General features: G+C 43.7%; 29 protein-coding genes and 1 riboswitch. Of the genes, 2 read left to right on the forward strand and 27 right to left on the reverse strand.

Features of this window, described 5'->3' with window-relative positions; all coding sequences use genetic code 11:
* The 20 genes from fliQ to ACZ5B7_RS27120 all read right to left on the reverse strand — a co-directional run bounded on the left by fliQ (nucleotide 1) and on the right by ACZ5B7_RS27120 (nucleotide 15,314).
* Nucleotides 1-270 (reverse strand): flagellar biosynthesis protein FliQ, encoded by a 270-nt coding sequence (fliQ, locus tag ACZ5B7_RS27025; RefSeq protein WP_213117565.1) that lies wholly within the window; start codon nucleotides 268-270, stop codon nucleotides 1-3.
* A gap of 78 nt (nucleotides 271-348) precedes the next feature.
* Complete coding sequence (fliP, locus tag ACZ5B7_RS27030) at nucleotides 349-1,101, reverse strand: flagellar type III secretion system pore protein FliP (protein ID WP_464491659.1); 753 nt, start codon at nucleotides 1,099-1,101, stop codon at nucleotides 349-351.
* Between the two features lie 5 nt (nucleotides 1,102-1,106).
* On the reverse strand, nucleotides 1,107-1,721 hold the full coding sequence (locus ACZ5B7_RS27035; RefSeq protein ID WP_464491660.1) for a flagellar biosynthetic protein FliO: 615 nt from the start codon (nucleotides 1,719-1,721) through the stop codon (nucleotides 1,107-1,109).
* A gap of 11 nt (nucleotides 1,722-1,732) precedes the next feature.
* Complete coding sequence (gene fliN, locus ACZ5B7_RS27040) at nucleotides 1,733-2,074, reverse strand: flagellar motor switch protein FliN (protein WP_464491661.1); 342 nt, start codon at nucleotides 2,072-2,074, stop codon at nucleotides 1,733-1,735.
* A gap of 143 nt (nucleotides 2,075-2,217) precedes the next feature.
* A complete protein-coding gene (fliJ, locus tag ACZ5B7_RS27045; RefSeq protein WP_378585898.1) occupies nucleotides 2,218-2,652 on the reverse strand; it encodes a flagellar export protein FliJ in 435 nt (144 codons plus the stop codon).
* Nucleotides 2,649-3,977 (reverse strand): flagellar protein export ATPase FliI, encoded by a 1,329-nt coding sequence (gene fliI / locus ACZ5B7_RS27050; protein WP_464491662.1) that lies wholly within the window; start codon nucleotides 3,975-3,977, stop codon nucleotides 2,649-2,651. Before fliI ends, fliJ begins: the two co-directional genes overlap by 4 nt.
* 11 nt (nucleotides 3,978-3,988) lie before the next feature.
* A complete protein-coding gene (locus ACZ5B7_RS27055) occupies nucleotides 3,989-4,771 on the reverse strand; it encodes a FliH/SctL family protein (protein ID WP_464491663.1) in 783 nt (260 codons plus the stop codon).
* Entirely contained in the window at nucleotides 4,761-5,759 is a 999-nt protein-coding gene (gene fliG, locus ACZ5B7_RS27060; protein ID WP_464491664.1) for a flagellar motor switch protein FliG, read from the reverse strand. Before fliG ends, ACZ5B7_RS27055 begins: the two co-directional genes overlap by 11 nt.
* Nucleotide 5,760: 1 nt before the next feature.
* Nucleotides 5,761-7,374, reverse strand: coding sequence for a flagellar basal-body MS-ring/collar protein FliF (fliF, locus tag ACZ5B7_RS27065; RefSeq protein ID WP_464491665.1), 1,614 nt, complete (start codon nucleotides 7,372-7,374; stop codon nucleotides 5,761-5,763).
* A 146-nt stretch (nucleotides 7,375-7,520) separates the two neighbouring features.
* Nucleotides 7,521-7,820, reverse strand: coding sequence for a flagellar hook-basal body complex protein FliE (fliE, locus tag ACZ5B7_RS27070; RefSeq protein ID WP_464491666.1), 300 nt, complete (start codon nucleotides 7,818-7,820; stop codon nucleotides 7,521-7,523).
* 13 nt (nucleotides 7,821-7,833) lie between these two features.
* Nucleotides 7,834-8,280 carry a flagellar basal body rod protein FlgC gene (flgC, locus tag ACZ5B7_RS27075; protein ID WP_464491667.1) on the reverse strand — a complete coding sequence of 149 codons (447 nt, stop codon included), beginning with the start codon at nucleotides 8,278-8,280 and terminating at the stop codon, nucleotides 7,834-7,836.
* A gap of 10 nt (nucleotides 8,281-8,290) precedes the next feature.
* Nucleotides 8,291-8,680, reverse strand: a complete 390-nt coding sequence (gene flgB / locus ACZ5B7_RS27080) for a flagellar basal body rod protein FlgB (protein ID WP_464491668.1) — start codon at nucleotides 8,678-8,680, stop codon at nucleotides 8,291-8,293.
* 104 nt (nucleotides 8,681-8,784) lie between these two features.
* Nucleotides 8,785-8,872, reverse strand: a riboswitch (cyclic di-GMP riboswitch).
* A 119-nt stretch (nucleotides 8,873-8,991) separates the two neighbouring features.
* Entirely contained in the window at nucleotides 8,992-9,372 is a 381-nt protein-coding gene (gene fliS, locus ACZ5B7_RS27085) for a flagellar export chaperone FliS (RefSeq protein ID WP_464491669.1), read from the reverse strand.
* Between the two features lie 14 nt (nucleotides 9,373-9,386).
* On the reverse strand, nucleotides 9,387-9,740 hold the full coding sequence (locus tag ACZ5B7_RS27090; RefSeq protein ID WP_464491670.1) for a hypothetical protein: 354 nt from the start codon (nucleotides 9,738-9,740) through the stop codon (nucleotides 9,387-9,389).
* Between the two features lie 3 nt (nucleotides 9,741-9,743).
* A complete protein-coding gene (gene fliD, locus ACZ5B7_RS27095) occupies nucleotides 9,744-11,297 on the reverse strand; it encodes a flagellar filament capping protein FliD (protein ID WP_464491671.1) in 1,554 nt (517 codons plus the stop codon).
* A 254-nt stretch (nucleotides 11,298-11,551) separates the two neighbouring features.
* The gene (gene fliN / locus ACZ5B7_RS27100) at nucleotides 11,552-11,923 is read right to left on the reverse strand and encodes a flagellar motor switch protein FliN (RefSeq protein WP_464491672.1); all 372 of its coding nucleotides are present in this window, start codon (nucleotides 11,921-11,923) and stop codon (nucleotides 11,552-11,554) included.
* A gap of 1 nt (nucleotide 11,924) precedes the next feature.
* Entirely contained in the window at nucleotides 11,925-12,842 is a 918-nt protein-coding gene (gene fliM / locus ACZ5B7_RS27105; RefSeq protein WP_464491673.1) for a flagellar motor switch protein FliM, read from the reverse strand.
* Between the two features lie 78 nt (nucleotides 12,843-12,920).
* Complete coding sequence (locus tag ACZ5B7_RS27110; RefSeq protein WP_464491674.1) at nucleotides 12,921-13,739, reverse strand: flagellar hook-basal body complex protein; 819 nt, start codon at nucleotides 13,737-13,739, stop codon at nucleotides 12,921-12,923.
* Between the two features lie 21 nt (nucleotides 13,740-13,760).
* Entirely contained in the window at nucleotides 13,761-14,180 is a 420-nt protein-coding gene (locus tag ACZ5B7_RS27115; RefSeq protein ID WP_464491675.1) for a flagellar hook capping FlgD N-terminal domain-containing protein, read from the reverse strand.
* A gap of 15 nt (nucleotides 14,181-14,195) precedes the next feature.
* Nucleotides 14,196-15,314 (reverse strand): flagellar hook-length control protein FliK, encoded by a 1,119-nt coding sequence (locus tag ACZ5B7_RS27120; RefSeq protein ID WP_464491676.1) that lies wholly within the window; start codon nucleotides 15,312-15,314, stop codon nucleotides 14,196-14,198.
* Between the two features lie 148 nt (nucleotides 15,315-15,462).
* On the opposite strand from ACZ5B7_RS27120, the gene ACZ5B7_RS27125 reads away from it, so the two are divergent.
* Nucleotides 15,463-16,143 carry a glucosaminidase domain-containing protein gene (locus ACZ5B7_RS27125; RefSeq protein WP_464491677.1) on the forward strand — a complete coding sequence of 227 codons (681 nt, stop codon included), beginning with the start codon at nucleotides 15,463-15,465 and terminating at the stop codon, nucleotides 16,141-16,143.
* A gap of 50 nt (nucleotides 16,144-16,193) precedes the next feature.
* On the opposite strand, the gene ACZ5B7_RS27130 is transcribed toward ACZ5B7_RS27125, so the two are convergent.
* From ACZ5B7_RS27130 to flgM, 6 genes are all read right to left on the reverse strand, one after another.
* A complete protein-coding gene (locus tag ACZ5B7_RS27130; protein ID WP_464491678.1) occupies nucleotides 16,194-20,144 on the reverse strand; it encodes an OmpL47-type beta-barrel domain-containing protein in 3,951 nt (1,316 codons plus the stop codon).
* 89 nt (nucleotides 20,145-20,233) lie between these two features.
* Complete coding sequence (locus ACZ5B7_RS27135; RefSeq protein WP_464491679.1) at nucleotides 20,234-21,838, reverse strand: flagellin N-terminal helical domain-containing protein; 1,605 nt, start codon at nucleotides 21,836-21,838, stop codon at nucleotides 20,234-20,236.
* A gap of 178 nt (nucleotides 21,839-22,016) precedes the next feature.
* Nucleotides 22,017-22,895, reverse strand: a complete 879-nt coding sequence (flgL, locus tag ACZ5B7_RS27140; RefSeq protein ID WP_464491680.1) for a flagellar hook-associated protein FlgL — start codon at nucleotides 22,893-22,895, stop codon at nucleotides 22,017-22,019.
* Between the two features lie 21 nt (nucleotides 22,896-22,916).
* Entirely contained in the window at nucleotides 22,917-24,362 is a 1,446-nt protein-coding gene (flgK, locus tag ACZ5B7_RS27145) for a flagellar hook-associated protein FlgK (RefSeq protein ID WP_464491681.1), read from the reverse strand.
* 14 nt (nucleotides 24,363-24,376) lie between these two features.
* Complete coding sequence (locus ACZ5B7_RS27150; RefSeq protein ID WP_464491682.1) at nucleotides 24,377-24,838, reverse strand: flagellar protein FlgN; 462 nt, start codon at nucleotides 24,836-24,838, stop codon at nucleotides 24,377-24,379.
* On the reverse strand, nucleotides 24,835-25,098 hold the full coding sequence (gene flgM / locus ACZ5B7_RS27155) for a flagellar biosynthesis anti-sigma factor FlgM (protein WP_464491683.1): 264 nt from the start codon (nucleotides 25,096-25,098) through the stop codon (nucleotides 24,835-24,837). The genes ACZ5B7_RS27150 and flgM overlap by 4 nt, the downstream gene beginning before the upstream one ends.
* Before the next feature lie 189 nt (nucleotides 25,099-25,287).
* Here flgM and ACZ5B7_RS27160 point away from each other — a divergent pair, with 189 nt between their 5' ends.
* Nucleotides 25,288-25,737, forward strand: coding sequence for a PilZ domain-containing protein (locus tag ACZ5B7_RS27160; protein ID WP_464491684.1), 450 nt, complete (start codon nucleotides 25,288-25,290; stop codon nucleotides 25,735-25,737).
* Between the two features lie 41 nt (nucleotides 25,738-25,778).
* On the opposite strand, the gene ACZ5B7_RS27165 is transcribed toward ACZ5B7_RS27160, so the two are convergent.
* Nucleotides 25,779-26,549: a flagellar hook-basal body protein gene (locus ACZ5B7_RS27165; protein WP_464491685.1), complete on the reverse strand. Its 771-nt coding sequence runs from the start codon at nucleotides 26,547-26,549 to the stop codon at nucleotides 25,779-25,781.
* Nucleotides 26,550-26,756 lie beyond the last annotated feature (207 nt).

A 26,756-nucleotide genomic window follows, 5' to 3' on the forward strand; every position in this document is an offset into this window, starting at 1 on the left:
CTACCCTGTAAAATGGGACAGATTGCCCAAGATATTTTGCGTAAAGTCCAATAGATGCTGGAGCATCCACGGACCGAACAGCAGCAACCCGACAAACACTGCGATGATTTTTGGAACAAACACCAGGGTTTGCTCCTGAATCTGCGTCACTGACTGGAATATGCTGATGACAAGTCCGACCACCAACGCGATTCCCAAAACGGGTGCCGCAACTAATAGAGTGGTATAAACGCTTTGCCTGGATACTTCGAAGACCATTTCCGGTGTCATGATGAAGAAAACCTCCGTTATTTGAGGGAGTCAGACCCCCGGTACTTTAATGCGGTGAACCAGTGGGGGTCTGACCCCCTAAAAGCTAGTAAGCAAGGATTTGACGATCAGATGCCAGCCGTCCACCAGGATAAATAACAAGATTTTAAATGGCAATGAGATGAGGACGGGCGGGAGCATCATCATGCCCATCGCCATTAAAATGCTGGATACAATCATATCAATGATTAAAAAGGGCAGAAAAATCATAAAGCCCATTTGAAAGGCTGTTTTCAACTCGCTGATGGCGAACGCTGGCACTAGGACGTGCAAAGGAATATCCTGAATCGTTTTCGGTTTTTCCGATTTTGTATAATCCAAAAAGAGATTCAAATCCCTTTCTCTCGTTTGTTTTGCCATAAATTCCTTCAGCGGCTTGCTGGCAGTATCGAATGCCTGCTCCTGTGTGATTTTTCCATCCATCAATGGCTGCAAAGCATGCTGGTTGATATCAGAAAAAATCGGTCCCATTACAAACATCGTCAGAAACAGTGCCAGACCAACGATCACTTGATTGGGCGGCATTTGCTGCGTGCCTAGGGAGGTACGAACAAACGACAGCACAATTACAATCCTCGTAAACGACGTCATCAGCAACAAAATGGCCGGGGCCACCGAAAGAACCGTTAATAAGAGAATAATTTTAATCGATGAGGCCACTGCCTGGGGTTCGGATGATGTATTAATCCCAGGGATGGGGGAATTGAGAGCAGCAAAGCTGACATCTTGAAAAAGAAATAAGAAAATTGGTATGAAAATGAGAATTTTTTTTGCCAACTGAATCTCCGCCATTTTGTCTAGTCTTTTAGTTTGTTAATTGGAATGCTCGCTTGTTTCACTTGATTGATTTGGGACAGCAGGGTTTGCTCCCAGTCTTCTGTCTGTTGATATTGTATAGGAGCCCCTTTTTTAAAAAAGTTAATGGACTTTTTTTTGTACTCTGTCTGTTCAACAAGAGATTGCATAATAAGATCCTGTTCCTCACCTGGTTCGATTGTCTGCAGGAGGCGGACCTCGTTTCCGATGCCTAAAATATATAAGGTTTTGCCAATCATGACCATTTGTACGGACTTACTGCCGCCTAATGGGTATCCGCCCAGCGAATGGATGGGACCTTGCGATAATATTGGTTTCGATTTCGATTTTAAAAATTTCAAGCATAACAGCAGCAAAATGATGATCGCTGCAAATGAAAATATAAATTTTATAAAGGATGGGACAAGGGACGGCTGCTGCGGCATTGCGGCCGAAGGGTTCCCTTGTACGGTTTTAGTTTGCTGATCCTTGGAATAGGCATCATAAACGGTGCCGCTTCCTGCTCCGAACGCGACTTGATGACTATTAAATGAAGAAAAGAGGAACACCATTACAAAGGTAAGGCTGATTTTTTTTAAAAAAGAAACAATCTGCAACGTAGCCACCTCTAATCGTGCATTCTTTCTTCTCGTTCCTGCTTAGAAACGATATCGGTGATCCGTATGGCAAACTTCTCATCGACGACCACTACCTCGGCCTCAGCAACAGCGGATCCGTTAATCACGACATCCACATGTTCCCCGGCCAGCTTGTCTACCGGAATAATCACACCTGGTTTAATCTTCAGGATATCCTTCACCTTCATATGGGTCTTGCCTAGTTCAACGATGAGCTGTAGGTTTACATCTTCAATCGAATTTAATTCATTTCCTGCTCCGGAGGACTTTGCTTCATCAAAAAGAGGGGCAAATTGGACTGCTTTGATTTGTTTGATATGTTTTTCGTTCATTGGATTGCACTCCCTCTTAGTTTTTTAGACTGTTTTCGTGATTCACGTTCATTAAAGTGGTGGTTTTTTATGTAAAATTACACTCTATCAGCGTATTTTTGGGTTCTATCGGCGAATTGAACAGTTCTATCGGCGAATCAAATTCATCTGTTGTGAAAATACCGAATAACCGCCATCTCATCTAACATATTTTGCTCGTCCCGTTTCACTTTCTCAGAATATTCATCAAAGGACTTTTCCCGCCATGTTGACCAAACCTTCTCTTCCTGATTTTTCGAAAGCAGCAGCTGGTTTTTCAGATTGAAATCCCTCGTCAAATCCGCTACCTTCCTTTTAACCCGCTCGATTTGCTTGTCCAAGAAATAAAGGTATTGGTCTCTTTCGAGCATTTCCGTCACGCGAAGTGAAGTTTTTTGCTCGAAATCTCGTAAATAACTTTCTTTCCGTTCCACAAGCTCAAGCAGTTCCCTCTCGGCTACTTCCTTCTTTTTTCGTGCGACATTCATCTCATTTAGAGCCGATTCTTTTTCTTTTTCCTTCATATTTAATATCTTTTCAAACCGGAACTGAAAACTCATCTAGCCATTCCTCCAAATTGTTGAATCATCGCTGCAACCGCATCATCTAAATGAGAGGTTTCATTGACGCCCTGCTTCAAAAAGCTGTCTATCCAAACCTTGTACTTAATGGACAAATCAATTTCGGCATTCGTTCCTTGTTTATAGGCACCAATTTTAATTAGATCCTCTGCTTCTTTGTAAATGGCCATATGCTGCTTCAGAATTTCCGCGCTCCGAAGATGCTCCGGGTCCCCGATATCCTTCATCACCCGGCTGACACTGTTTAGCACATTAATCGACGGGAAGTGTCCCTGTTGCGCAAGCTTTCGGTCTAACACAATATGTCCGTCGAGGATTCCTCTAGCCGTATCAGCAATCGGCTCATTCATGTCATCGCCGTCCACCAACACTGTGTAAAAAGCAGTGATTTCCCCGCGCGGTCCGGTTCCAGCCCGTTCCAAAAGCTTCGGCAGCATTGCAAAAACAGACGGAGTATATCCTTTTGTAGTCGGCGGTTCCCCGATAGCCAGGCCGATTTCCCGCTGGGCCATCGCATAACGGGTAACCGAGTCAAGCATCAGGTTGACACTTAAGCCCTGATCCCGGAAAAATTCTGCGATCGTTGTGGCGATGATGGCGCCCTTGATTCTCACCAAGGCAGGCTGGTCGCTCGTGGCCACAACCACGACCGATTTTTCCAAACCTTCCTTACCAAGGTCCCGTTCGATAAAATCAAGCACCTCCCGGCCGCGTTCGCCGATCAGGCCGATGATATTGACATCCGCGCTGGTGTTCCGGGCAATCATCCCGAGCAAAGTACTTTTTCCAACGCCGCTCCCGGCAAAAATGCCGACTCGCTGGCCTTTCCCAACTGTGAGCAGTCCGTCAATCGCGCGGACCCCGACATTCAAAGGCGTATGTATTCTCGGCCGCTTTAACGGATTTGGAGGATTATTGTTGGTGTCGACCTCGACCAATCCGGACGGAAGCGGACTTTCATCCATTGGCTTGCCTAAACCGTCCAACACCTTGCCTAATAATTCCATGCCCACTTTGACGGTGAGCGGCTTCCCGGTCGAGACCACCTCACAGCCGGGACCGATGGAAACAAGTTCACCTAAAGGCATCAGCAGAACTCGGTTTCCTTTGAAACCGACTACCTCCGCTTCTAAAGGCTTCTCAGAGGAAGAAGGATAAATAAGGCAGACATCACCAAGTTTCACATCTGGTCCCTGGGATTCAATCGTCAAGCCGATGACCTGAGTGACTTTTCCATTAAACTTGATTGGGTTGATGGTCTGCAGTGTTTGCAAATATTTTTCAATTTTCAAGAGCTTGTTCATTCGAATCATCCCTAAATGTGACCTGGAGCAGCCTGTTCATACGTATCATCCCTCAGCGTTTTCAGCAGTGCCTGTTTGATTTCCTTCAGCTGAACATCTATCCGGGCATCGATGCTTCCGTACGAGGTGCGGATGACGCAGCCTCCTTCTTCAATCGAATGCTCCGGCAGGATTTTCACCTCTACCTGCCCTTCCACAGATTCAAGAATTTGATTACGCTGGTTTTGCACAAACTCATAATCATCTGGACTGACACAAATCGAAATCGTCGACCGCTCATTCGAATACAGTAAGCTCTGCTTGATCAGATGAAGAAGCACCTCCGGGTTTGTTGCCAATTCCTTATGGATTACCTTGGCCGCAGTTTGAATGGATAAATCAATGACAAACGGCTCGGACTCCTTAATAATGGCCTTTTTCTCTTCATACGCTTTTTCGAGAACTTCCTGGGCCAGCTCGATTCTACCGGCATAGTCGTGATGAGCTTGCTGTAAGCCTTCTTCATAGCCCTGCTGGTATCCCTGCTGCTTGATTTCCTCCAGCTGTGCTATCACTTTTTCCTGCTCTAATAGCTTCCATTTCTCCAGATCTTCGGCCGCTTGTTCTTTTTCCATTGCCGCCTTCATTTGAGCCTGCACGATAATTTCCGCCGCCTGCTGTTCAGCTTCTTGCAAAAGCTCCTCGGCGCTTTGGTCCGAATGTGGAAAATAAGAATCCTTCCCTTTATGTAAAGATAAGTATTTCGTTTCAATGACCGGCGAGATGAATGTAGCTTTAAAAAGATTAGATGACAATTTCCTCCACCCCTCGCTCTATGATGATGGAGCCTTCTTCTTCGAGCCTGCGAATAATGCGGACAATCCGTCCCTGCGCTTCCTCCGCTTCCTTTAAGCGGACAGGACGGTCGAATTGGCTTTGTTCCTCGAGCGCCTCGGCACGTCGTTTGGAGATATTTTTAAAAATAGCTTCTTTGAGGTCTTCGCTGGCAATTTTCAATGCCAAGTATAAGTCTTCACCGTCCACATCCCGTAAAATCCGTTGAATCGAATGATTGTCGAGTAAGGCGATATCTTCAAAGACGAACATTTTGCCTTTGATTTCTTCGGCGAGACCCACATTTTGCCTGCTCAACGATTCTAAAATATGCTTTTCCGTGCTTCGGTCCACCCCGGTCAGGATATTGACAATATTGTCAATCCCGTTGTTAACTGAATAATCCTGCGAAGTCGTCGTCGACAGTTTTTCCTGCAGCACTTCCTCGACCTGCCTGACCACTTCAGGCGAAACTGTGTCCATCAAAGCAATTTTTGTGGCGATTTCCGCCTGCTTTTCCGGTGAAAAAGAAGACAGAATCGCTGAGGCCTTTTTCGGCTCCAAATAAGAAAGAACGAGTGCGATGGTTTGGGAATTTTCATATTGCAAAAGGTTGAGGATTTGAACTGGCTCCGCCTTTTGCGCAAAGTAAAAAGGCTTCTTTCGATTCTTTTCGGAGGAGCGGTTCAACATCTCCTTCGCCTTTTCTTCGCCAAAGGAGAGTGCGAGCACATCCTTGGCAAAGTGCTCACCGCCTGTCGAAACGACCTTCCGCTCAGATGCCATTTGGTAAAATTCTCTGAGCACATCTTCCTTCACCTTGGCATCGATCCATTGAAGATGGGCAATCTCCTTTGTAATCAATTCCACTTCGTCTTCCTTCAGCTGTTTCAAAATCGCTGAAGACCCCTCTTTCCCCAAAGCAACCAAAAGAATCGCAACTTTTTGAATTCCCGTTAACTTCCGCATGTTATCCCTCCTTTTCTTCCTTTAACCAGTACCGTAACAGGTCGACAAATTCATCCGGATTTTTACCAGCCAATTGATTTAATTCGTTTTGCACTGATTCCTTTTTGTTAATGATAGGCTCAAATTCGGTCAGCTTTTTCATTTCTAAAAATTCTGAGGCTGACTCCATGTCCTCTTTCTTTCTCCTTCTAAGCAGGGCGGCAAGAATTAAACCACCGACCAAAAGGAGACCTAATGCTGCTGCTCCAATCCAGATATAATTCATATAAGTTTCCTTTTGACTTAAATCCGTCTTGGCAGGCGTCAAATCCTTTTTACCAGCAAATTCTCTTGGGAATACGGTGATGCGGTTGTTAATATCGGCATCTGTTAGCCCTTTATTGTCCTTTATCGCTGTGTGTACTACGTTGGCAATAATATTTCGGATATTATCCTGCGTATCAGCTGTTAAGGATGCCGGATTTTTCGGATTCGGCGGTTCCACACCGACGTTAATGGTCAAATCGTCAATCGTATACGGGCTTTCGACCATTTCCTTTGTAATCCGGTTGAATTCATAATTGACGCGATTAACTTTTTCCTGGTAGTCATTTTTTCCGCCGCTGCCTTCAGCCGCATAGGCAGGCACATCGCCTTCACCGGCGCCGTCTACACCGCTCGGAACGGCCCCCTCGCCGCTGTAGGATTTCGTGACCTCTTCAACACTGACGGCCATTCCCTTATCGGAATTCGGGAGCGGTTCGACTAAGTTTTGCTGCGTCTTCACCTGGTCGAAGTTCATCTTCACAAAGGTCTGGACCAGCACTTTATCCTGTCCGAGCATCGTGCCGAGCATCTGCTGGATGCTGCGTTGAATGTCCGCCTCTACCTTTTGCTTAATCTCCCGTTGGCTTTCATAGCTATCCACCCCGGCAAAGGCATTATCGCCCGACTGCGGCAAGGAAAGAAGCTGGCCATTTTCATCGGTGATGACGATGTTTTCTTCAGGCAGATTCGGAATGCTCTTGGATGCCAAATGGTATAGAGCTTTAATCTGCTGTTTCTCCAATTGATAGCCGGGCTCGAGGTCAACAATAATTGATGCACTGGCTTTCCCTTCTTCCTCCGGCCGAATAAACACGCTGTCCTTCGGAAGAGTAATCATGACCTCCGCATTTTTGACGCCGTTGATTTTCGTCATCAAATTGGCCAGCTGCCCTTGAATGACCTCTCTCTCGATGGCATCAAGTTCGCGATCGGTGACGCCGAATTTCAAATCCTTGGTCTGTTCTGAAAAACTAATCGGACCGCTTTTTGGAAACCCTTCTGCCGCCAAGTTGACGATCAGATCTGCAGATTGCTCTTTCGGAACGAGAATTTGCGTGCCATTGTTGGTCACTTCTATGTCCGTAACCCCCTGCTTTTCCAAGACGGCCTTAATCTCGCCAATTTCTTTTTGACTCAAACTATTGGCATACAAAGGAACAAGGCTGGGCTTGGAAAAATAAAAAATACCAAAGCTGAGCAGGGCCACTAGTAAAATAAACGTCCCGATATATAATGTTTTATTTTTCTTGCTCGCGTTTTTCCAAAACTGCGAGAGTTTTTCCTTGAAATCATTAAATTTCTGATTCATAAGCCCTCCGCTATGCTAGCCAAGAATCGGCTGCACCTTTAAAACCTGCATTCTTCACATGACTTCCTGATAAGGTGATGCACAAGAACCGTCCCTTTGCTTCTGAAAAGTGATGCACAAGAACCGTCCCCATGCTTCACTTTGCCCTAAACTTGCATTCTCATGATTTCTTGGTAGGCTTCGACTACTTTGTCCCTTACTTGGGTTGTCAGTTGCAGGGCGATTTGTGCTTTTTGTGCAGCTATGGTGACGTCATGGATATTTTTTATTTCACCTGTGGCTATTTTTTCGGACATGTTTTCCGATTGGACAATTGTTTCATTTGCTTTCTGTAAGGCCTCGCTTAACGAGTTCGAAAAGGAGGTGCCTGACACGGAAGCGGGCCGTGCATTTTGAGTTTTTCCAACGATCGATGCTTGCGCCGGAAACAGCTGATCAATTCTCATTTTTTAACACTCCTTATCTGCCAATATCTAAAGCTTTCAGCGACATACTTTTTCCGACATTAAAGGCTGTGATGTTCGCTTCATAAGTACGGGAGGCTGTCATCAGGTCGACCATTTCTTTTGTAATGTCCACGTTTGGCATCATCACGTAGCCTTCATTATTGGCATCGGGATGGGTCGGGTCATAAACCGGCCGAAACGGAGTCTTGTCTTCTACGATTCTTGTGACCTTGACCCCATTTGAATTCATTTCATTTTGCAAGAATTGGCTGAACGGGGTTCCTCCCGTCCCATTCGCTTGCACCTCAACCATCTTCCGCCGGTAAGGCATCCAGACCCCATCCACCAATTGGCCCCGGGTGGTCGTCGCATTGGCAATATTAGAGGAGATTGTATCCATTTTTAACCGCTGGGCGGTTAGGGCTGAAGAACTAATATTTAAGGGTTGGAACATCGACATTATGAATCACCTACCTGCTCTTAATCGCTGTTTTGAGTAAATTGAATTCTTCGCTTATCTGATATGATAATGTTTGGTACCAAATCGAGTTTTTCGTCAACTCCGTCATCTCACTATCCATATCCACCCCATTGCCGCTATTTTGCATCACAGTAGGTTCCTGGGTAATCAAAGGCTGGCTCGAAGCAGATAGGCCGATTGGAATATGCTTGATATTCGTTCTCTTCCCATCAAAGCCAGCACCGGAAAGCTCTTGTTTTAAAATGTCTTCAAAAATAACTTTTTGGGGTTTATAGTTTGGGGTGTTCACATTGGCGATATTGTTGGAAATGGCATTATGTCTTAACACAGAGGCATCTAAAGCACGTTGGACGAGATTAATATTTTGAAGCATCGACATGGATCATCACTCCTATCAAAAATTCAGAATACTTAAATTTTTATTTTTAGGACATAAAAAAGACCATTCCGAAGAATAGTCTAATAGGGTAAACTATGAGTCTCTTCGGCAACTGGCTGGCGTAATCCCTTCGGATCCTTAGCCCCTATAGCTTTGCGTCGCTGGGTTTCCCCAGGTTTGCTATTATCGGATTGTATTTGTCGATTTTTGGAAAATTATATTGTCGAATTTTTCCTACAAAAATAATAATACAATGGTTTTAGTCAGTTGACAACAAAATTAATTAAAAAGGCCTACTTAACTAAAATTAGTTAAGCAGGCCGTACTATTTTCAGCGCTTCTTTCCAGGTATCCTGCAGTTCTGTTAACATTTTTTCCACTTCGATTAACAGCTGCTCGTCCTTTTTGATATTCGCCTCTATTAACTTTTCCTTCATGTAATCATAAAGTACTATAAAAGATTTTGAGATTTCGATATCCATATTCAGGGTAACCATTAATTCAGTGACAATTTTTTGAGCCCGCTGGATTCGGTCATTAGCCCTTTGCCAGTCTTTTTTCTCCATTGCCATTCTGGCCTGAAGGATAAATTTAATCGCCCCGGTATATAACAAAAGGGGCAGCTCTTCTTTTTTCGCATATAGTACTTGATTATTTTCGTAGGATTGATAGGCATTATTCAGAGCCATCATCTCACACCTTTCCCTTATTTTCGCTTGTCGTAAAAAATTCCGCTTACCGCTGCCGCAGTTGGTTCCCCGTACTGCTGTTTGATCGTTTTCTCTTTTTGTAGAGAGCCAATCGCCGCAAGAATCGTTTGCTTGGCCCCTGTTAATTTTTCCTGAAGCTTTCGTTCTAACGGGTGAATGCGCCGGAGCTCTTCCTTGATGGCTTCGCTCATGAGGATGGCACCGTTACGTTGATCTAGCTCGTTTACTTTCTCAATGCACTGGTCCCGTTCTTGGAGCAGCTGTTCAATAAGTTCTACTTCATTCGTTTCTAGTAGATTGCTTGTCAGCTGATAGTAATCTTTTAAAAACTGCTCTTTTTGTTTCTCCATCGATTACATTCCACCACCCATTTGCTGCATCAGCCAGCTGCTTTGCGTATTCGATTTCTGGATGGCCTGCTCCATCGCAGTGAACTGCTTCCAGTAATAGCTTTCCTTTGTCTGCAGGCGTTTCTCCCAAGAATCAATTTGCTCATCCAGCCGCTTTAACGCCTTTGAAAGGTAAGTGTCACTCGAATAACCGGCCGTCTTCGTTATGTCCTTCATCGTTTCGTTCAGCTGGTCATACAACCTCCAGGCGACCCCGCTGTTTTGAAACTCTTCGGCATTGTTCACCGTGTTGTTGGTGGAAGTCCCCATATCGTATTTCTTTGAAAAAAGCTGAGCAACTTGGTCTAGATTATTTTCCAGTGCCGCTTTCAATTTCGTTTCATCGATGACGAGCTTGCCATTATCCCGGTAGTTAGTACTTGAGGTGATGCCGATTTCCGCCAGCGTATCGAAGTCACTGTTCATTATGGCAGGGTCTTTGTCACTGACTTTGGAATAGAGGATGGACCGCATTTTGTCGAGAGCGGAGGCAATCATCTGGTCATTTGATAGTAGGCCGCTCTTTGCTTTTTCCTCCCACAGCTCGATTTCTTTGTCCTTCATATCCTTCTTCTGGTCATCTAACAAAGGGGTATAGTCTTTATAGCGCTTTTCGCCCAATTTGTCGTGAAGGGTTTTGATTGTTTCGTTGTATTTGTCAACAAAGCCTTGGATACTGTCAAAAATTGCATCAACGTCCGGTTTCTTCGTAACAGTGACATTGCTTCCGGCCGGCAGTTCGGTTTTTAGGTTAAACTGGATGCCGTCGTAGGTAAATTGGTTGCTTTTGATTGTGATGGTCGTTCCGTTAATGGTGACCTCGCCGGGTGTTGATGAGACTGGTGAGGTACCGACGGCCCCGCTGGCGTTTCCTGCTGGGAAGTCATTCTGCTGGCTGCCCACCGTACCCGCTGCAATCTTAAGCTGGTTTGAGCTGTTGGATACATTGGCAATACTGATACCCGTCTGGTCATCCTTTGAGGTGAAAATAATCGCGTTATCGCCGCTGGAATAAGTGGCCGTCACCCCTGTTTTGGTGGATAAAGCATTGATTTTTGCAATCGAGCTTTGGATTGTATCCTGTGCAGTAAGGCTGATAGATTCATTGTTCAGGGAAAAACTAAACCCCGATCCTAGTTCGGCTTTATCATTGGCTACTCCTGCCTGTGCGAATTTGACAGAGGAGGGCGTACCCGGCTGATAGAGTTTGGCAGAGGAAATCACGTATTCACTTCTGCTTGGGGTACCTGTAAGAGAAGCATCGACCTTGGCGGCATCCGAGGACGACAGCTTGCTTTTTTGAAAAGTGGATTCGAGCCTGAGCGCTTCCATCGAAGACCGCAAATCGAGAAATTTGGTATTCACATCGCGGTACGCATCCATTTTCCATTCCGTCATCGTCTTATTTTGAATTACCTTGTTTAAGGGGATTTTTTCCGCGTTCATTAATTTGGTCACAAGCGCCTCAGTATCCATCCCCGACGCCAGACCCGATAAGCGAAAATCATTTGAAATCATTTAAAAATCCTCCGTACCATCATTTCTTTGCTCTTAATAAAAATAACGGCAGGTTTTTGGGGAACGTTTAGTTCTTTTTGAAAAATTGGGAGCGTGTAGGGCGGATTTAATAAATTTGCAGATAAACTCGGAAATTCGTAGATATATTTGAAAATTTGTAGATATATTTAAAAATTCGTAGATAAAGATAAAAAATTCGTAGATAAATTTTTATAATAAAGAAAAAAGAAAGGCCGCTTCAGCCTTTCTTCAGGTCAATTGATTGTTTTATTTAAAATTTCCGTGATTCTAATCCCAAAATAGTCGTCGATGACGACCACTTCGCCTTTGGCGACAATTTTTCCGTTGATCAGGACATCGACCGGCTCGCCGGAGACACGGTCCAGTTCGATAATGGAGCCTTGTGTGAGTTCGAGAATTTCGTTAATTTTCTTTTTCGTCCGGCCCAGCTCCACAACCAGCTCCAACGAAATATCCATGAGCAAATCCAAATTAACGGAGTCGTCCGTTTCCCGCTTTTGCGGTTCATCCGGCAAGTCTTGAAAAATAAACGGCTTCGTTTCCTTTTCGGTATCGCCTAATAGAGCTTCCAATTCTTCTCTTGAAATTTTCTCCTCGTTACTCATCTTATTTTCCCTCTTTTTCTAAAACAGTTTCGATTTCGGCTGCCAGCCGTGTCTTCTTCACACCCGGTTTGACAAAGAATTTCACTTCTTTTCCCACCTTCGCCTTTAACGGTTCATCATACAACTGATTCAACTGGATGACATCCCCGACGTTTAACGATAAAAACTCTTCAATCGAAATCTTCGAGCGCCCCAGTTCGACGCTTAACGGGATTTCCAGTTCTTCAATTTTGGACTTTAACAGCTTGGATTCCTGCGTGCTTTTGGCGTGGCTTCGGGTCGAGAACAATTGATAGGATGATAGCTTTGGCAAAAACGGCTCCAAAATGATATACGGAATGCAAATGTGCATTTTTTCCGTCACATCGCCGATTTTGATCGTAAAGGCAATCACAATCACGGTTTCATTCGGGATCGCGACCTGTAAAAACTGGGGATTCGTTTCAATCTCAAACACCTTCAAATCGACGTTCATGAGATCCTTCCACGATTTCCGTAAATTCTCTACAAAGCCCTCGAACAGCTTATGAAGAATTTTATTCTCAATTTGCGTTAACGTTGTTTTATCATCGGAGGCTGGCGAAAGCTCCCTGCCGCCGAGCAAACGATTGAGGATGGCATAAGCCATTTGCGGCTTTAATTCCATAATCATGCGGCCTTTTTCGGACGTTTCAAAAACGTTTAAAATTGTATAAGCCGGCAGTTCCTTGATGAATTCCTCGTAAAGCATTTGATTGACCGACACCACATCCACTTGCACGATGGTTCTTAATTGCGTCGAAATTGAGGAAGCCAGCTGATAAGCGAAATTATCATGGATTCTCGTCAAAACACGAACCTGCTCCATCGATAAGCGAAGCGCTTTTTTAAAATCATAGACTTTGACGTCTTGGCTGTTTTGAATAATTTTTTCTTTCATTGCGTAGGTTCCACCACCATAAAATGATGCGAAGGGAAAGCAGTAATACTTTCCCTCCCTTATAAAAATTTGAAACTATTATCGTTTTAAATTCACCAATTCTTCCAAAATCGAATCGGACACAGTAATTACCTTCGCATTCGCCTGAAAACCGCGCTGTGCGGTAATCATTTCGGTAATCTCTTCGGATAGGTCCACGTTTGACATTTCCAGCTGGCCCGAAACAATTTGCCCGGCATGGTTATCTGAACGTTTGGCAATCAGATTATCGATATTGGTTTCTGTATCGGAATTTCCTGTTAATTCATACAGGGAACCGCCCACTTTTTTCAAGCCGCCTGGATTGGAAATAACAACCGTCCCAAGTGTAGCAATTTCATCGGCAGTGCCTGCTGGAGTGACCCCTTTAATAACCCCATTATAATCAATGGTGTAGGAAACATAAACATCCGAATCAATTTGGATAGGATTTCCACCAGAATCCAGCACTTTATATCCTTGTGGATTCACGAGGTTGCCGGCGCCATCCCGGTCAAAGTTACCGGCCCGTGTTAAGTACTTTGCCCCGCTGTCGCTTTGCACCACGAAAAATCCGTCCCCATCCATGTATAAGTCGGATGATAGATTCGTAGTCGTTGGACTTCCAGCCATGTGAATCGTGTCAATCGATGCCGTTTTCACACCTAACCCAATTTGCACCGGATTCGTTCCACCAGACCCGCCGACCGGATCCGGTGATGAACTGCCGCGGACCGTTTGGCTTAGCACATCCTGAAACATGATACGGCTTTTCTTATAACCAACCGTATTCACGTTGGCGATATTGTTACCAATGACATCTAATTTGTTTTGGAACGCCTTCATACCAGATACACTTGAATTTAAAGAACGAAGCATGTTACCTACCTCCAGAGTTTGTTAGTTTTTTGCAGAAATGATTGATTCGATCGGAATCTCTTGGTCATTTATTTTATAAAAAAATTGATTGTCTTTTTTGATGACCCCATTAATGATGCCGCTCGCCTGAAGACCTGTTTCGGCATCCAGCCAGGACGCTTCCTTGCTGATCATATGGGAATAGTAGCTGATATCTTTCGTGCTCGAGTTGGCGAATTGGGCAAAGGCCTGATTTAAGTTGGACATCTGTTCAAGGGTGCTAAATTGGGCCAGCTGGGAAATAAATTCACGGTCCTCCATCGGCTGGGTCGGGTCCTGATTCCGCAATTGGGTAGTCAGCAGTTTCAGGAAAGCATCCTTGCCTAATGAATTTGTGGCTTGGTTTGTCTGTTTGGCATTCAGCGTGTTTGAGAATGGTGTGGTTGTATTTACGGATGTCATGTTCTTCATCTCCTTTTATGCAAGAATATTAATCGTCGTATCGGACTCTCTATGCATATATGTGTCAATCGTGTTATGGCTCTGATAAAACTCATCACGATTCACTTTCTTTTTGGGCTGGCGCTGCTGGTGCTGATCCTGCTGCGACCGGTTGTCTTGCTGTGAAAACTGATTTTGCAGCATCTGGCCGCTTTGGGCGACTTCAATTTTATCCACTTGAAAGCCTTGCTGCTGCAAGGAAGCCTTCAATAGTGACATTTGCGAATCTAGCATTTCTTTTCCATGGGCAGAATCTGCCAGAAATTGCGCCGTTACCTGCCCCTTTTGAATTACAATTTTTATATCAATCTCCCCAAGGTGTTCCGGCGTCATTGAAAACCTCGCTTCGATGATGTCAGAGCTCTTATGTAGATTGGCATGGTTCTTTAATAAGCCCATCACCTCTGCTGCCAGTTGTTCCTTAGAAACCTTTGTTAGGTGGGTAGGTTCATTCTTAGCAGTTGGCTGGTCTGCACCTCCCGGGGGAGTTAGGGATTGAAAAATAACTTCTTTTCCGTCGAATTGCTGCTGTTTGAAATCAGAATCGGGTTCAAGTTTAGAAACAGGTAGATTTTGCTGTATCTCGACCGCATTCTGTGGCAGGTGAACTTGCTCCCGCACAAATTGGATTGGCTGTTGAAGCGGGTTCTGTACCTGAACAGTGTTTTGATTCGATTTAAGCTGCTCCTGAAATGACTTTATTAATTCTTGAGCTTGCTTCTGGCCCAATATTCCTTCTAGCTCCGTCTGCAGCGCCGGCAATGCTTGCTTCCCTTCGTTCTGGGCTGCCTCAGTAGTTTTCGTTTGAAGAAGAGCAAGTGCAGGATTTGTCTTTTCAAAAAATGAACTGATAAAAGCAAGCAAATCATCTCGAGTTTGCTGTTCGCTGTCTTGGTCCAGTTCCTGATTTGATGTGTCAGGCTGGTCTAAGACCTGGTCAACCATCGAAATAAGATTCTGAGGTGAACCTGTCCCATTTTTCAATGCATTCAACAGCTCCAAAAACGAACCTGGCTGTTGATTTTCCGGCTTACTGCTGCTAGTCTTCTCTGATAATTTGTGGCTTGTGGAACTCATCGAAGTGGATGGAATCACAAATTATTCTCCTTTCCGGCGAAAGTAGTTTAATCATAAACAAAAAAATTTGTATTTTCTATCATTTAAATTTTTAAAAAAATAGAGTAATATATATTAAAAACGGTTATTGTTTCCAATTACCAAATTACTTACAGAGGTATAAATCATGAGTTACAGTCCAGTTTCTTCCGAATGGTTTAAAAACATGGCCCTGCTTTCGATTTCAAAAAGTCTTGCCGGTAAAAGCATCAACGCTGAAGCGAGCCTTTTTCCGACAGGTGATATGTTTACGAATTTGTTGCAGGCTGTTTTGAGTGGGCAAGACCAGCAAAATACGTATGTCCCTGAGAATTCGAGTGGTTCCTTTATTACGAACAACTCTCCTATTCTGAATGGGATGAAAGATTACTCACATTTACTTGATGATAATATGACATTAGGTTTTACTGATGTTTCAACTGATAAATTAAATAGTGCCCTTAAAGGCAAATTGAGCAATATGGGCGAATTTTTTGTTGAAGCAGGACGAAGATATAATATCAATCCTAATCTGCTGGCATCCATCGCCGTTCATGAATCTGGCAACGGCAAGTCCCATGCGGCCAATGTAAAAAATAATATCGCCGGCATGATGGGCAAAAATGGCCTGCGCCAGTACGAATCCGTTGCGGAAAGCATTGCTGACATGGCCCGTAACCTAAGGCAAAATTATTTAGACAAGGGCTACGACACGATTGCCAAAATCGGTGCCAAATACGCCCCCGTCGGCGCTGCCAACGACCCAACAGGGTTAAATAACAACTGGGTCAAGGGTGTTAACAACTTTTTCTATTCGTTTACAGCGTAATCTATAAAGAGGCTGCCCCTTTCTAGGCTTTGGAGCAGCCTCTTTTTTAATTATTTAATAACCTTTACAGTCGTGCTGCCAACGACTAGATAGCCGTCAACCATCGCGCGGAATTCTAAATATTCCTCTTTATCATCCCAAACAAAATCTTCACGATTAAATTTGAATTGACCTTTTTTGGCTTGGTTTTCTAAGCCTTTGCTGTCGTTATTAGCTTGAACGCCATTCAGTTTTGTTGTTGATAAATCAACATTTGCGAAGTTATATGGCTTCGGTAGTGACACCTGAACCGTGAACGCGCCTTTGTTGCCGTTCATGACTTTAGGTAAAACCTCAATCGTTGCCTGGATATAAGCGGAAACGGTTCTTGTAACAGTCGTTTTTAGGCCGGCATTATCAATGGCAGTGATTTTAATCGTATAAGTGCCTGGTTTATCGAGTGTAACTTTACCAGTCGTGTTCACTACACCATTGACTTCCACAGATGTCTCTTTAATGCCTGATAGATTATCAGTTGCTTGGTAGTTTAAGTCTAAGACTGTTCCAAGGGCATATTCCTTTTCAAAATCAGCTATAATCGTTGGTGCTGTTTTATCGATTTTAACCGCTGCTGTCTTCGTTTCTTCAACATTGCCTGCTTGATCGACGCTGTAGAAGGAAACCGTATGGAGGCCTTCGTTTGCAACAGCGAAGCTAGTGCCCTCAGCGATTTTAGATCCATCGATAGTATAGTAGGTTGACTTGACGCCGCTTAGATTGTCGTTTGCAGTTAACCCTACATTCACTGTGTCTGTATACCATTTATCCTCAATATTGCTTACTGTCGTTGGAGCAGTTTTATCTGTTTTCACTTCAACCGTCTGACTTTCTTCAACATTTCCAGCATTGTCGATGCTGTAGAAGGAAATTGTGTTGACCCCTTCTTGATCAAGAACAAAGCTAGTGCCTTCTGTAAAATCAGAGCCATTGATAGAGTAGTAGGTTGCTTTCACTCCGCTTAGGTTATCGTTGGCAGTAAGCTCCACATTTACTCCGTCTGTGTACCACTTGTCCTCTACATTGCTTACTGTTGTTGGAGCCGTTTTATCCACTTTTACCTCAACAGTTTGTTTTTCTTCAACGTTTCCGGCATTGTCTATGCTGTAGAAAGCAATCTTGTTGACGCCTTCTTTGTCGACCACAAAACTGGTACCTTCAGCAAACTCAGAACCATTGATAGAGTAGTAGGTTGCTTTCACTCCGCTTACATCATCGGTAGCTGTTAGCTCTACGTTCACAGTATCTGTGTACCACTTGTCCTCGACATTGCTTACTGTCGTTGGAGCGGTTTTATCCACTTTAACCTTGACTGTTTGTTTTTCCTCAATATTTCCGGCATTGTCTACACTGTAATAAGTCACCGTGTTTATACCTTCGTTATCAAGCACGAAATCAGTACCTTCGGTAAACTCAGAACCATTGATAGAGTAATAGGTAGCTTTTACGCCGCTTAAATCATCCGTAGCGGTAAGGGCCACATTTACTGCCTCTGTATACCATTTGTCCTCTACATTGCTCACTGTTGTTGGAGCGGTTTTATCCACTTTAACCTCAACAGTTTGTTTTTCCTCGACATTTCCGGCATTGTCTACACTGTAAAATGTAATCTTGTTAATACCTTCTTTATCGAGCACAATGCTGGTGCCTTCCTGAAAATCGGAACCATTTACGGAATAGTAGGTAGAATGAACGCCTGATAGATTGTCAACTGCCGTTAATTCAACTGTGACACCCTGGCTGTACCAGTCACCAGTTGTATTAGCAGTTGTATTCGGTGCCTCTTTGTCAATCTTGACTTCGACTGTTCTTACTGCTTCAACGTTGCCCACATTGTCTACGCTGTAAAAAGAAACGGTGTGAACGCCTTCGGTTTCAAGAGGGAAGCTTGTTCCTTCGGCAAATTCAGAGCCATCAACAGAATAATAGGTTGCTTTCACGCCAGACAGATTGTCGGTGGCGGTTAACTCTGCTTGTACGTCTTGGTTATACCAATAAGCACTAGTATTGATAACGGTTTGAGGTGCCTCTTTATCGACTTTTACTTCAACCGTTTTCACTTCCTCCACGTTGCCTGCATTGTCCACGCTGTAGAAAGAAACGGTGTGAACACCTTCTTTATCAAGAACGGCACTCGTACCTTCTGCAAATTCTCCAAGATTGATAGAATAGTAGGTGGTTTTGACGCCGCTTAGGTCGTCAGTTGCAGTTAACGTAACGCCGACATCCTCTTTTGACCATTCTAAGTTGGTTTCAGCGGTCGTTACAGGCGGTGTGACATCGGAAGGTTTATCGATGTCTACTGTGACGGTTGCGTAGTCGATAGATTCTGTGCCGTCTGCTGTTACTGGGACGATTTGATACTCGTGAGTGCCTTGTTCTTCAGGAGTATCCAGTTTGAAGTTTGGATCGGTTGTTGTGCCTACAAGGACACGTTCACCATCAACTTCTTTATAAATGTTATAAGATGCTGCATCTTCAACTGGCTGCCAGGAGAGAGTGACGGAATCATCATTTACTACTGGCTGGCTAGCCTGTGGTGCCGGCAATACTGGAGAAACCTCAGCAACTACTATATTAGAGTATGTTGATTTACCGAAACGGTCTGACTTTGCGACCACGGTATATTCATGTTTACCTTGTTCAAGATCCTTTACAGAATAACCCGTTTTTGTAGTTGTACCAATTAATGTTGGTTCTCCATTTACTAATTTATAAACTTCATATTCAGTAGCATAAGGAACTGAAGACCAACTTATGATGGCGCTATTCGCTGTATCCATCGTTAAAATTGCTCTAGGAGCCTGCATCTCAGGAAAAACTACTGTTACATCGTATGTCTTAGGTGCAGATTCACCAAAGCGGTCACTTACAGCAACGATTTCATACGTATAATCTCCTTCTGGGAGGTTGCTCAAATAGTATGAACGACTTGTTGTCGTAGCGATTAAATCTTTTTGACCATCTTTTACTTGATAGACTTGATAATTATTGGCATATTTTACAGAAGACCACGTGAGCATTAAATCATTCCCGTTATAGAAGAAAGAATTGATTTGATCAGGTGGAAGCATTTCCGGATAATCGATTGAAACATTGATTTTACTGCCTTCTTTTGTTTCTCCAAATTTGGAACTAACAGCAGTGACTTCAAAAACATTGTCACCTTCCGGAATATTCGATATATATTGCCTTGTATTCGTAGTAGAGGCAACCAAATTTCTTTCTCCATCAACTATTCGATAGATATTATAGGACTCGGCATAAGCCACTTCTTTCCAGCTTAGAGTCGTATTATTTATATCATAAATATAAGATGACAAGTTTTCCGGCGCTGCCATTACGGGATACACTACGTTTACAAAAAGTGAACTAGTGTTTGATTCACCGTATTTATCATTGTAAGAGGATAATTCGTATTGGTGCTGCCCCTCGGACACATTGGTAAAAGTTTTGCTTGTAGTAGTTACAGAGGACAGCAAAACTCTTTGGCCGTCTTTTACTTCGTATATCTTGTATCCATTTGCAAACTCAATAGCATTCCATTTTAACGAAACATCATTGCCGTTAAAAATAGTGGAGGTCGCGCCGCTCGGCGGCTGCATTTCCGGATATTTAATTACAACATCAATAGATGATGATAATGGTGACTCCCCAGCACTATTAACTGCTGTTACAGCATACGTATGAGTTCCTGCCGAAACACTAGGAAAATAGCGATTGAGGTTTGAGGTCTGAGTAATTTGTACCTTTTCCTCACCTTTTATTTCATAAACACGATAAACCGAAGCACCAGTAACAGCATCCCATCTCAAAATAACATTATCAATTCCATCTAGAGAAGAACGCAAATTAGTTGGTGCTGTTGGTATACTGGCGGCTAATGCAGAGGTAATCGGTGAAAACAACTGCAATATTAAGACAGCCAGTATAAACAAAGAAAGTTTCTTCTTTATTTTTTGCATACCTTATCCTCCATCCATTTTTTAATAGATAGCTTAAAAAGAAGTCTCTCCTTACAAGAGACTTCTTTTTAATTTTAAAAAACTAGTAATTAACCACGAAGCAGCTGTAATACTCCTTGAGGCTGCTGGTTAGCCTGGGCAAGCATGGATTGTGCCGCTTGTGAAAGAATGTTGTTTTTCGTAAATTGCATCATTTCATTAGCCATATCTACATCACGTAAGCGTGATTCAGCAGCTGTTAAGTTTTCAGATGAAGTTCCAAGGCTGTTGATGGTATGTTCTAAACGGTTTTGAATTGCCCCTAGCTTTGAGCGTTCAGATGAAACAGTGCTAATTGCTCCATCTAAAACTTTCAATGCGTTTTCAGCACCTACTTCGCTCATAAGAGAGATATTTACTCCATCCTTTTTAAGGCCTAATGCCACTGAATCCATTGCGTTAATTCCGATTTCCAATGTTTGTCCAGAGTTAGCGCCAACGTGGATGGAAACTGTATTATTAGCTGTACCTACTGTAATAGTAGAAGTATCACCGGCAGCAATTGTATCTTTAAAGGATAATTGCAAGTTAGAAACTTTGACAACAGAGTTTGAGCGGACTGCAATCTTTCCGTCCCCTGCTCCTGCAGCCCCGTCACCATTAATATCCACTGAAGCAATATAGTCATCTTTGTTTCCTGCAACTTGAATCTGTTCAAGTCCGTCATTAGTTCCACCATTCATTTCTTGATTGAATGAAGTACGAGCAATTCCTTCTGAAGAAGATGCAGTGATGGTTAATGAGCTAATATCATTAGCGGCACCTGATTGGCCAGTAATTACCATTGAATTCGCAGCAGAAGCAGGCTGGTCTAAACCTAATGCATCTACGTCAGCAGTTGCAGTACCGCCTGCTGTATCCATTGATACATCCGCAGCACCTAATGTGTTTTTAACAGATGCCATAAAGTCGTCTAATGTACTTTCAGCTGTTACAACATAAACGGAGTTTTTCACTTCACCACCAACAACTGCAGAAAGGGATATTTCATCACCAACTTGGAGACCATAGTTGCTTGTGCCATCACCAAGGTTAGTTAATTTAGTTGTACCACTTACAGCTGCAGGAGCTGCACCATTATGATCCATTAAGGTTCCTGTTTGCCAAATAGCTGCAGTCGCTGCTGCTAATGGGCCAGTAGTTGTGACTGTAGTTGTACCTGCCGCAGCTGTTGCAGAAGCTACTACACTATCAACTGCACCACCAGTAGATTGAGCAAATTTAGCAGTTTTAGAGATATCACCATTTAAGATTTTAAAGCTATTAAATTCGGTGTCACTTGCAACACGATCGATTTCATCGATTAGTTGGTTTACCTCTGTTTGGATGTTTTGTTTATCCTGAGTTGTAGAAGTTCCGTTTGCTGCTTGGTTAGCTAGTTCACGAACACGTTGAAGAATACTGTGAGTTTCGTTCATGGCACCTTCTGCTGTTTGGATCAGGGAGATACCGTCTTGAGCATTACGTTGCGCTTGATCCAAACCGCGGATTTGCGCTCTCATTTTTTCAGAGATTGCTAGACCAGTTGCGTCATCTGCTGCGCGGTTGATGCGTAAGCCAGAAGACAATTTTTCTAAGTTCTTTGATGCGGCATTTGAGTTTGCACTTAATTGATGATAAGCGTTAAGCGCAGAAATGTTATGGTTAATTCTCATCTCTTTTTTCCTCCTAGTGTTTAGGTAAATTGGTTTATTGCCTTTCTACTATTCTTTAACGACACTTTTTGCGGAGTGGAGAGAGGATAAATGGCGTTTTTTATTATTTTTTTACTTATTTGGATAATTTCTTCGCAAAAAAAAGATGCTCCCGGTCCCCCGGAAACACCTTTAAATATTATCTTAAAAAATCCACCAGTGTAGGCTGGATTGCCTTCGCGCCTGATGACAGCGCAGCATTTAGAATCGTTTGCTGATTGGTCAAATCAGTTATAACCTTCGCCATGTCGGCATCTTCATTTTTAGAAAGAATGCTCTTGGTGGTGATTTCCGTTTCATCCAAACGGTTGACCATCATTTCCAAACGGTTAACATTGGTCCCGACTACAGAACGATGCGCCAAAAGGTTGTTCAGCTGTTTATCTAGAGTGCCCAATAATTGTTCCGGATTGTTGCCCAGATCCAGTTCGCCGGCAATTTTTTCAATAGTTTCAGATAAATTAAGTCCATCGGCTTGAAAATTAAAAATTTCCGTTCCGTTAACATTGACGTTCATATAGATGCCTTGGCCGACGTTCCAAGATAGGGAGTTCTGATTGGTATTCACAAACTTGCCATCCTGAAACGGCGCCGTGTCCGTATCGGTTCCAGCAAACAGATAGCGGTCGCCGATTTTAGCATTGGCGATATCGCCGATTTCACCGATGAGTTCCTTTAAACCTATGGCGATGGATTGCCTGGCTTCCTGGTTATTGACGCCATTTGCGCCTTGGACCGTCAACTCGCGCGCTTTTTGCATCACCTGCGTCAAGTCGTCCAAGGATTTATCCGTGGCCTCCAACCAGTCCAGCCCGTCTTCAGCATTCCGTTTAAACTGTCCCGTTTCTGCCAGCGCTGAGCGGTAGGACATGATTTGAATAGATTTTACCGGATCATCTGAAGTCTTGTTGACCGCCTTGCCCGAAGCAATCTGCTCCTGATACTGACTCAAGGAGCGGTAATTCTGTTGAATATTCCGGATCATTTGCGTACTTAACATCTTTTGCGTAACACGCACTTTACTCACCTCCGCGTATGACTAAACTCCTACACGACCCGTTCCGTTTATTAATTTATCCAATACCTCGTCCATGACCGATATGTATCGTGATGCAGCATTATAGGATTGCTGGAACCGGACCATGTTCGTCATTTCTTCATCAATCGAAACGCCTGATACTGACTGGCGGCGGTTTTCTGCCTGCTGCACTAACAAGTCCGCGTTATTTTCCATCTGCAGTGCCTCTTGCGTTTTAATGCCAATCTCGCCTGCCAGCGTCCGGTAAAATTGATTCAAGGTAGTAGACTGATTGGAAAAAGAAAGAACCTTAAATTTTAAGTCATTTAACTGATTGGCGTTTTGCGCGTCCCCTGCGCTGGCCTCTTGTGCCGCCGCGATTTTATTCAAGGAAGCTGTAATCAGTGGGTTAACCATGATGTCACCTGCCGTAGTCGGAGAGGTACCAGCCTTCGTCACAAAAAACGGGATTTGCTCCAGAGCGGCGTTTGGATCTATTTTTCGATTTTGAATATCATCCAGATTCATGGCATTGGCACCGGCATGGATGCTGTTTACTTCTGAACTGAATACCGTCACCATTTCATTGATTTTTCCCATATAAGAAGGAATATCCTGCGTTAAAGAATCCACCATGCCGGCCAACTCCCCAGATTTCAAGGAAATGTTCTGCCCGTTCAGCAATGGTTGGTTATTCGAGCTGTCAAAGGATACTGTGCTGCTTTGATCACCATTGACCAAATACTCTTGGCCTATAAAAATATCAACCATTCCGCCCGCCGCAGGCTTCACTTCAATGTCAGCCAATTTTGAAAGCTGGTCAATCATCAAATCGCGTTTGTCCATTAAATCGTTAGGCTCTTGTCCGGAAGCGACCATTTTTGCAATTTGCGTATTTAACCCACTGACCTGTTTGGCCAAATTATTCATTTCGGTCATTTTCGTTGAGATATTATTTTTTAAATCTTGACTTAATTGATCGATAGAATTGGAGATTTGATTGAAACGGTCCACCAGCGCGGTGCCATTGGATAGGACCACTGCCCTAGCTGATAAGCTGTCCGGCTCCTTCGATAAATCCTCCCAGGATTGCCAAAAGCGATCAAAGACTGCTTGCAGGCCATTATCGGAAGGTTCGTTTAAGGTCTGTTCGATTTTTGACAGTGTATCCTGTTTCACATTCCAATACCCAAGCTGCTCGTTTTGCGTCCGGAACTGTCCGTCCAAAAAAGAATCCCGGATCCGGGTGATTTCCTTTGTATCCACGCCGGTTCCCAGCTGATACGGTCCTTTTCCCGAATTCATGCCAGGGTAGGTAAGCGGATTGGATGCTTCGGTGATGGCTTTTTGTCTGGTGTAGCCTTCGGTGTTGGCGTTAGCGATATTATGCCCGGTTACACTTAAGGCCGTGGATGATGCAAAAATCGCCCGTTTGCCAATTTCAATTCCATGAAATGTTGAAGTCATCTCGCACCCTCCCCTTACACTTTTGCATCGAAAAAGCTTCTCGATGTGTTGGCCTGCATGTAATTTTTTGCTGAATAAGTCAGCGGCTGCTCTTGTTTTTGGGTAAACAATGACAGCATGCTATTAATGTATTCTAGTGAAGACTGCACTAACTGGCTGTTCAACTCATGCTGCTTCTCTAATTCTGTTAATTTTGCTTTAAGCTCGGTTTGATAGAATGAAAGTTCCGCAGATGGATGTTCTGCGATTAACTCACTTAAAGTCTCCATCTGAAGGGAATTGGTTTCCTGCTGACGACGCTCCTCGAGGTGGCTGATTTCTTTGATTAAAGCAGATTCCTTTGGAAAAACAGCAAGCAGCTGCTCGGGGTCACCTTTAATAAGAGCTGCCTGCTTTTCCTTCCCAACCGTAAGCAGATTTTCATAGACAGTAATCATTTCTTGCAGGATTGTTTTTAACAGCTCAACCGATTTCATTGATCCGTCCCTCTGTCCCAAGAATCCAATAATTTCTCGGCAATTTTCTTGCTGTCCACCTTGTACGTGCCGCCCTCAATTTGCTTTTTCAATTCTTCAATACGCTTTTCTCGTTCTGCGCTTATTTTTTCCTGTGCAGCAGGTGAAAACTCCACCTTATCTACCTGAACCTTCTTATTCACATCCTGCTGCGGCGTCTTATTAACCTGATTTTTATATGACTGATAAGCCTGCAGACGGCTAAAATCATTAATTTTCATACGACCGGCTCCTTTCCGGGTGAAGCATGGGGACGGTTCTCGTGCTTCATTGAGGCACGAGAACCGTCCCCATGCTTCATTCTTTATAATTTATTAACGGCCATTTCTTCAAAAGTGTTTAGCCCCTTTTCAGATTTGGTTTTGAATGGTAAATTTTTATTATTGAGAAAATATTAAGGGGAATCATAGTTGAGTACGACACATATTATCCTTAGCCTAAGTATAGTGGTATTGATTATTATTTTATATGCAGGGAGAACCTTTTTTCAAAAAGAAAAACATGTTGTTCCGAAAAAACCGAATCGCCGGACAGCTTTCCGGCTTAGCTTACTGGATCAGGATTGCTGGTTCTATCCTTCTTCTTCAGGGGAACCGGAATACAAAGGGCTGATTCGCGATATCAGCATCACCGGAATGAAGCTACATTCTTTGGTCGATATTGGTAAAATCGATGAAATAACGATCGAGTTTGCCTTCTTGCGGGAATCCTTCACACTGACCGGTCAGATCCGCAGAAGAAAGATTTTGGAAAATGATTTTTATGAATACGGGGTTCATTTTCATCCGCTAGATGAAAAAACAGAACAAAAGCTATTTAAGGTCCTCTGGGAGAAAAGTAAAGAAAAAATCGTGATTTAACTGGAAAAGAGCCGCGGAAAACGGCTCTTTTTTTGTAAAGATTAACTTCTAATAATCCCATTAGCAATCCCCATCATTTGATCGGCGAAGGAAATGGATCGGGAATTAAACTGGAAGCCGCGCTGTGTTGTCAGCATGTCCGTAATTTCTTTGCTCAAGTCGACATTGGATGCTTCAAGATAGCCCTGACGAATTTGCGCAGCCGGATTACCTAGCACTTCATTCGCTCCACCTGTAAACCGATAGACATTTCCACCTTGGTGGATTAATTGCTGAGGATTCACAAAGTCCACAACCGCTATCTGCCGGTTCGTCGGCGAAATAACGCCATTTTCATTAACGGAAAATGCGGCTCCTTCTGGGATTTCCACCGGGGCCCCGTTTCTGTCCATAAGGTAACAGCCGTCTGCGTTTACCAACCGGTATGTGCCATTCCCTGTCGGGCCCTGCTGGAATGACCCGTTACGGGTATAGAACACATCGTTCCCTTTCCCCACTTGAAAAAATCCTTTTCCATTGATCATAAAATCCAAAGGGTTGTTGGTGGCTTTGGCTGCCCCCTGTTCCAAATTCAACTGTGCTGCAGTGATGTGCACCCCAAAGCCTGTGCGGATCCCGTTTGGGGTCAATCTGCCGACTTCGCGATTGGCAGCCTTCTGATTATCGATGGAAATCGCCAAGTTTTCTTCGAAGGATGCCTCTCTTTTTTTGAATCCGGTAGTTTCGGCATTGGCCATATTATTGGCGATCGTATCTAACTTTTTCTGATAGGCATTTAAGCCGCTTGTGGCGATATATAGCGATGTATTCATGAGATTCATCTCCTTTGCTTGTGTGTCCATGAGGGGCGCGAGGATGAAGGACATTTTTTTGATTGTCACGGCCCCGTTTGTCCTTCATAACCTCGATGAAGGACATTTTCTTGCCTGCCACGACTCGTTTTGGCCTTCATATCCTCGATGAAGGACATTTCCCCGATTGCCACGATTCGTTTTGGCCTTCATAAACCCGATGAAGGA

The sequence above is a fragment of the Neobacillus sp. S1115 genome (assembly GCF_055385565.1).

Bases quoted from the DNA above. Each gene is read 5' to 3' on its own strand.
- ACZ5B7_RS27165 (WP_464491685.1), bottom strand. From the start codon at position 26,549: ATGAATACATCGCTATATATCGCCACAAGCGGCTTAAATGCCTATCAG.
- flgM (WP_464491683.1), bottom strand. From the start codon at position 25,098: ATGAAAATTAATGATTTTAGCCGTCTGCAGGCTTATCAGTCATATAAA.
- fliM (WP_464491673.1), bottom strand. From the start codon at position 12,842: ATGAAAGAAAAAATTATTCAAAACAGCCAAGACGTCAAAGTCTATGAT.
- fliS (WP_464491669.1), bottom strand. From the start codon at position 9,372: ATGATGGCTCTGAATAATGCCTATCAATCCTACGAAAATAATCAAGTA.
- fliQ (WP_213117565.1), bottom strand. From the start codon at position 270: ATGACACCGGAAATGGTCTTCGAAGTATCCAGGCAAAGCGTTTATACC.
- fliN (WP_464491661.1), bottom strand. From the start codon at position 2,074: ATGAACGAAAAACATATCAAACAAATCAAAGCAGTCCAATTTGCCCCT.
- flgC (WP_464491667.1), bottom strand. From the start codon at position 8,280: ATGTCGATGTTCCAACCCTTAAATATTAGTTCTTCAGCCCTAACCGCC.
- fliP (WP_464491659.1), bottom strand. From the start codon at position 1,101: ATGGCGGAGATTCAGTTGGCAAAAAAAATTCTCATTTTCATACCAATT.
- fliG (WP_464491664.1), bottom strand. From the start codon at position 5,759: ATGCGGAAGTTAACGGGAATTCAAAAAGTTGCGATTCTTTTGGTTGCT.
- fliE (WP_464491666.1), bottom strand. From the start codon at position 7,820: ATGAGAATTGATCAGCTGTTTCCGGCGCAAGCATCGATCGTTGGAAAA.
- ACZ5B7_RS27090 (WP_464491670.1), bottom strand. From the start codon at position 9,740: ATGGAGAAACAAAAAGAGCAGTTTTTAAAAGATTACTATCAGCTGACA.
- ACZ5B7_RS27110 (WP_464491674.1), bottom strand. From the start codon at position 13,739: ATGCTTCGTTCTTTAAATTCAAGTGTATCTGGTATGAAGGCGTTCCAA.
- fliI (WP_464491662.1), bottom strand. From the start codon at position 3,977: ATGAACAAGCTCTTGAAAATTGAAAAATATTTGCAAACACTGCAGACC.
- ACZ5B7_RS27135 (WP_464491679.1), bottom strand. From the start codon at position 21,838: ATGAGAATTAACCATAACATTTCTGCGCTTAACGCTTATCATCAATTA.
- flgB (WP_464491668.1), bottom strand. From the start codon at position 8,680: ATGTCGATGCTTCAAAATATTAATCTCGTCCAACGTGCTTTAGATGCC.
- ACZ5B7_RS27130 (WP_464491678.1), bottom strand. From the start codon at position 20,144: ATGCAAAAAATAAAGAAGAAACTTTCTTTGTTTATACTGGCTGTCTTA.
- fliN (WP_464491672.1), bottom strand. From the start codon at position 11,923: ATGAGTAACGAGGAGAAAATTTCAAGAGAAGAATTGGAAGCTCTATTA.
- flgK (WP_464491681.1), bottom strand. From the start codon at position 24,362: ATGACTTCAACATTTCATGGAATTGAAATTGGCAAACGGGCGATTTTT.
- ACZ5B7_RS27150 (WP_464491682.1), bottom strand. From the start codon at position 24,838: ATGAAATCGGTTGAGCTGTTAAAAACAATCCTGCAAGAAATGATTACT.
- fliF (WP_464491665.1), bottom strand. From the start codon at position 7,374: ATGAATCAGAAATTTAATGATTTCAAGGAAAAACTCTCGCAGTTTTGG.
- ACZ5B7_RS27115 (WP_464491675.1), bottom strand. From the start codon at position 14,180: ATGACATCCGTAAATACAACCACACCATTCTCAAACACGCTGAATGCC.
- fliJ (WP_378585898.1), bottom strand. From the start codon at position 2,652: ATGAGTTTTCAGTTCCGGTTTGAAAAGATATTAAATATGAAGGAAAAA.
- fliD (WP_464491671.1), bottom strand. From the start codon at position 11,297: ATGATTTCAAATGATTTTCGCTTATCGGGTCTGGCGTCGGGGATGGAT.
- ACZ5B7_RS27125 (WP_464491677.1), top strand. From the start codon at position 15,463: ATGAGTTACAGTCCAGTTTCTTCCGAATGGTTTAAAAACATGGCCCTG.